Consider the following 6067-nt stretch of genomic DNA (forward strand, 5'->3'; position numbering starts at 1 on the left):
AACCTACTCCTTCTTCTCGTATATATTGGCCGTGTCCCACTCACGCCTACGCTTATCCTTGTTTGGCAATAATCTCTGCCACTTCTTCCGGATGCTTTTCAAAATATCCCTTAGCAAACGGACATAGCGGCATAACCTTCGTCCCCGTTTCCTTAGCCCAAGCAATGGCTGTTTGCACCATCTGTTTGCCAACCCCCATGCCGCCGTAAGACGGATCTGTTTCCATATGATCGATAATAATTAGCGAATCATTCACACGGCTATACGTCATTTCACCGGCGAACTCCTTGCCGTCCGCCAATGCTACAAAAGCACCGAGCTTTTCCTTATCCACCTGCTTTACGGTAATTTCCATGTTTCTCTCCTTCTCATATCTACGCTATATTACTGCGAACCCTTCACAACTATACACATCCATGATCATACCATGTCATCATTATATGAAATCCATTGTATGTACGTATGTAGCCACTCACCCGGTAGAAATATGTTATGCATTTGTTTCCAAGCGATACGTCAATGCCCCCGATGGACATGCATCGATTTGCTTTTTCAATTCTTCCGTTGTGGCATTTTCAATGGTTATCCACGGACGCGCCTTCGGATTATATACCTTAGGCAACATCTTAACACACACCCCGGCATGCACACATTTCGACGAATCCCACACAATAGTAAGCTCGCCGTTACTGTATTCTTTCACTGAAAGGACCTCCTTTCACCACCTTTACGGCCAATACCGCTATCACGAAAGTGATAGTAATTATACTTTTCATGATATATCTTTGTTTTATTATAAAAGATACCCATAGCAAATACAACTTTACAAAAATAAAAAACTGTTAGAATACCCAACCAAAATTAGCATGTGCCGTTATACCTCGTTCGCGACCAAACCATCCGGTGACTCCGATTTGTTGATAGGTACTGCGCGCTTTTCCCACATTATGCGACCATCCTAGCTCAATTAAACCGCTGGTTCCTTTCAGTCGCGGCGAAGGCGTAGATGCTCCATCATAATAAGCAATCGCTTCTCCGTCAAATTCGTGTTCCACACCCAATCCGGCATACACGGCATGATGATTTGAAAAGTCTTTCGTATAGCGTGTACCTACGCGCAATCGATGACTGTCCACCGCATCAAAATCATAGGTTTCACCGGTGCTTAGGCGCACTGTATCACCGCCGGTATGACTATAAAAATATGTGCCGTACGTATCCAGCGTCGTCGTATCTGACAATGGTTTAACATAGCCTACTCCGGCATGAGCCGTAACATAGGTAGCGTCCGAATCAAAGGATACGGCCTGCGGTCCGCCCACAGTAAATACGCCACGATAATCACCACTGATTCGACCTACGCGCAAAGCGCCTTCATAATAGGCACCTGTGTTGGTATCATAACGGACTAACATACCGCCGCCGAAATTGTGAATATCGCCATCACCGCGTACACCACTATCGACAAGGCTACTATATTTTCCTACGCCATATTCCATAAAGGGAGCTAATGTTACCGTGCCATTTGCTTTTTCACGCTGCATACCAAAACCGATTTGTGTAGTAGATCCATAGGTTTTAATATGGGATCCCGTCTCATATTTTAAAGCAAACATAGTAGAGTTAAAGAACGGAGAATCATTGCCATTATTTTTAGCAATTGCCGCTTTTACACTGGATGCCATGGTTTCAGCTACCGAGTCGGCTCCTTTATTTGTAAAGGACGCCATAGCTACTGCCGTTTCTACCAGAGATTTTGTCTGCTCCATTAGCGGATCCCCGTGATGGAAGACGGAATCCGTATTGTTCGACGGTGTATCCGGCTTCGTCGTTTCTTCGGAGTTTGTTGCCGGCTCGTTTGTATCCGTTGTCGATTTGTCCGGCTTTGCCGTTTCATCCGGCTTCGTTGCCGGCTCGTTTGTATCCGTTGTAGGTGTATCCGGCTTCGTCATTTCATCCGGTTTAGTCGCCGGTTCAGTTGTATCCGTTGCCAGTTTGCCGTTTATATACAATACAATATCGTTATCTTCCGTCTGCATCTTCAAAGACTTGACACGAGATACCCCTTGTGTTACTGTTAATTGATTACGCGTCGTTGCATCCTTCATAATAAGCTCGCCTTGCTTCTTATCTAGTAAAACTATCTTTGTCGGTCCCGTTACATTCGTATCCCCGGCTACGTGCGCAACGATTTTACTCCCTGTTAAATCGGTAGCCTCATTCTTCGTCAACGTTAACATCGCTTTGTCTTCCAATTGCTTCGGCAGATTAAAATCAATATTTTCAAAATTATAAATATTACCTGCCGTTACACCGAAGGTGTTTATATTTAATGTGTTTCCTTGTTTTAATCTTTCAAAGGGAATATCTTTAAAAATTTTGCCGCTTCTGTCATTCATAATAATGCCGCCCATGATATCCCCATTAACCGTAATCGGTCCGTTAATACTAACCGTATTATTTATCGCACTGGTTTGTGGAACGTATGTGTCATCCCATACTTCTACGCTACCACCGACAATATCATCATATATTTGATTTCCATGTATAATTACTTCATTCTTATCCGAATGAATTCTACTATCGCCTCCAAAAACAGCTATACCATAGCCCGTTTTTCCATCTTCTCTGATAATAACCTTATTCTCATTGCCATAATGGGAGCCTTCTCCACCGATAATTTCATCAATCACATTACCGGATTTGAAGTCTACTACATTTCTATATGCTTCTTGTGAAATAGAACGGCCACCGGTAATAGTTGCATAATGACTGTCTTTTCCATCTATAATCACGGTATTATCATTGGCACTATACCCATGAGTATCATATCCGCCTTGAACTTCATCACCTTTCCCACCTTTTATAATTACGGTACTACCGTTTTCATAAGGCCCATCTATTCTTCCATCCCAATAATCATGTTCTGTAATAATTACGGTATGATCATCAGTACTCTCACTATCCGTTGCCCCTGCTGCATTCCACACTACGCCCAGGCTTAATGCCAGCATAATCCGAGTCGCTATTTTCTTGTGTATCATGATATATTTTCCTCCTAAACCCACACGATTCACTCATTTTACCTTCATGATACAATAAAATCTACCCCCTTGTATATTTACAATAGCTCATAGTCTTTATATAAAGGACTAGATATAATATACAGATATACCTTCTATATCTATTTTTCAAAATTTCTTTTTCTGATGACCTCTGACGAGCCTTCAGGGTCTACCCCACTCAATAACACCTGGCATGCCTTCAAACTTTCATGCTATGTCAAATATGAATCAAGATATAAAAAAGGACTACCCACAATCAACGCGTTCACACAGTGAACTGCGAAGATAGGCGTAGTCCTTTTTATATTTTATAGACTATATGTTACATCATCCACTACAAAGAAAATACACGCACGTAATTTTTTATTTTGTTAACAAACGCTTTAATTCTTCTATTTGTTTCTGAAGTTCATTGATCTGTGCCGTTGAAGATGCACGGAGTGCAGCCATTTCAGCTTTCGAAGTAGCCACTTCTTGTTCCAAGGTAGCGATGTGTTCTTTCACTACTACATCCGGTGTATATTCAATGGTGGTGCGACGATGTTCATCATCCTTGTCGTGAGAGGAACCGAATTTAATCGTCACGCCTGCATTCCACATCATGGAGCTGCCCGAGGTGTACGCACCGCCGATGTTTGCCATCAAGCTGTCGTTAAAGAAATGTGCTAAGCCCAAAGCGACGGCATGTTCTCCTTTATAACCGCCTACACCGGCCATAATCTGCGTCTTTTCATCCGGATCATATTGAAGCGGTTTCAATGCGGCCAACGCTGCATTCATCGCATCGCCCTGACGGGATTCCTTGCGCACATCATTAATAGCATGACGAATCCCATCCATCGATTGCTGCTGTGCCTGTGCCAATTCATTAATGCTCTGTGTATTGGCGGCGATATTATCTTTGTTAACCTTGATAGCCTTCACATTTTTGGCAATGTTTTCTTTATTTTCTTCAATTTCTGCCGTATGGGTTTTCACCGTTGTTTCTACGGATGTAATACGCGTTTCATTATTTTTAATCTCCGTCGTATTATTCATTACCCGCGTATCCAAATTATTTACACTTTGTTGAACATTAGTAATCAACGACGTATTGTTCGATACTTTGTTTTCAATCTTCGTCAAGTTCTGCGACTGTGCCTCTTGCGATGCGTTAATAGAAGCAATAGCCGTATCGGTTTTCGTTTTATAAGCGTTAAGGTCATTCTGTACGCCACTGATTTTTCCATCCATAGTAGTTAACTTGCTATCGATGGAGTCCTGTCGTTCTTTTAAACCCTTAATCGCATCCACATTCTGCTGGATTTTTCCATTTTGTACCGCATAATTTTTTTCTACCTGATCAAGGCGTGTCTCTTGATCATTCAACCGTTGATCTTGCTGATTCATACGTTCATCTTGATTGTTCAGCCGTGTATCAATACCATCAATTCGACTAGTATTCGCATCAATTCGACTAGTATTCGCATCAATGAGTTTGCTATTCGCATCAATCAACTTACCTTGATTATCTACGTCCTTTTGCAAATTGTCAATATTCGTTGTATTCGTAGTAATATTACCGGCATTCGTTTTAATATCGTTAGCATTGACTTCCGTCTTGCCGATAGCATAATACAACTGGCTACCGTTGATAGCATCGGTACTGGTTTCCGAAATACGACCGGCCGCTACATTAGTTACCGTACGGTAAATCGGCTTATCCATCATTACCTTACCATTAAATGGATCCGTATATCCGGTAAGCGTGCCATTCTTATCAGCGTTGCCAGTATAACCGGCTATGCCTTGACCACCTACACTGACCGTACCGTATGCTTCAGCCCCAGCAAAATGTAACTCTTTATTGGTAGCGTAATACGCTGCTTTACCGGTTTCTATTGTATAGGATGCCGTAGATTCTGCTTTATCCGTAATAGACCCGGACCCTAATGCTACGGAATTATCATGATCGGCACGAGCATAGGAACCGACAGCTACTGAATGTTTGCCCATAGTCGTAGCCGAATTACCAAAGGCGGAAGAGTCTTTGCCATACGCATAGCTGCGGATACCATAGGCTGATGTGTAATTTCCGAGAGCATACGCTGCATTACCGATAACGGTCGAATGACTGCCTTCCGTTATAGCATAACCACCGATGGCAATGGAACCGATGACGCCGGGTTCCGTATATTCCGGATTGTTCTTACCGGCGTTAGGTACAAACTCGCCATCCTTTAATTTACTTTTAGCCGTTATAGCATTTTCACCAATAGCAATATTGCGATAGCCCAATGCTTTCGCCCCATTACCTACGGCCACAGCACCACTGCGTGCTCCGCCACGATTGCCGTTCGGATCGGATGTACTATAAAGCGGCTTTCCATCATCACCGATTGCATACCAAATCGGGTCATCATATCCTTCGTTGGATAACCCCGCTACGGAATTGTTACCGATGGAAATGGCATTAACTTGCTGGGCAATCGCACTATTACCAATAGCAACTGCTTCTGCGGACTGTGCCTTTGCATCATGTCCAATAGCAACCGACTGATTATTACCTGTCTGACTACCCCAGCCCATGGAGATAGAAAACATTCCGCCTGCATTAGAATTATTTCCCACCGCTAATGCATATGACCCACTTGCATTAGATCCAGTACCAACGGCTTGCGAAGCGGAACCGGTTCCATTACCTTTTTGTACTGCATTTTCAGCTGTCTTCTTTACTTCATTGAGCTGTTTCATATTGACCGCATCATTATCAACTTGGCCATCAGCCACATTAACAATACGGCGTTTCATTTTATCTGAACCTACGCTGACAGTCTTTTCTTCAGTAGCTTTTGAGTCTACACCTAAAGCTACCGATTGCTTAGCTGATACTTCTGCATTATACCCCATTGCCAGCGATTGATTATCTAATACGGTACCACCAAAAATAGCTCCTGATTGGTATTTTCCTGCTTTTATTTTAGAATCACTTCCCCATGCTGCAGAATTACCACCAAAATTTG

The 6067-nt window shown here is 42.7% G+C and carries 4 protein-coding genes; all 4 read right to left on the reverse strand.

The window, feature by feature from the left end:
• Positions 1 to 52: 52 nt before the first annotated feature.
• On the reverse strand, positions 53 to 355 hold the full coding sequence (locus Q5873_RS09320) for a GNAT family N-acetyltransferase (protein WP_303060535.1): 303 nt from the start codon (positions 353 to 355) through the stop codon (positions 53 to 55).
• 135 nt (positions 356 to 490) lie between these two features.
• On the reverse strand, positions 491 to 703 hold the full coding sequence (locus Q5873_RS09325; RefSeq protein WP_303060536.1) for a (4Fe-4S)-binding protein: 213 nt from the start codon (positions 701 to 703) through the stop codon (positions 491 to 493).
• A gap of 139 nt (positions 704 to 842) precedes the next feature.
• Positions 843 to 3044 carry an autotransporter outer membrane beta-barrel domain-containing protein gene (locus Q5873_RS09330; RefSeq protein ID WP_303060537.1) on the reverse strand — a complete coding sequence of 734 codons (2202 nt, stop codon included), beginning with the start codon at positions 3042 to 3044 and terminating at the stop codon, positions 843 to 845.
• A 384-nt stretch (positions 3045 to 3428) separates the two neighbouring features.
• Positions 3429 to 6067, reverse strand: a 2639-nt coding sequence (locus tag Q5873_RS09335; RefSeq protein WP_303060538.1) for a YadA-like family protein, incomplete at its 5' end; no start/stop codon positions are given.

The sequence above is a fragment of the Veillonella magna genome, from assembly GCF_959600285.1.
In the GTDB taxonomy this organism is placed as follows: domain Bacteria; phylum Bacillota; class Negativicutes; order Veillonellales; family Veillonellaceae; genus Veillonella_A; species Veillonella_A magna.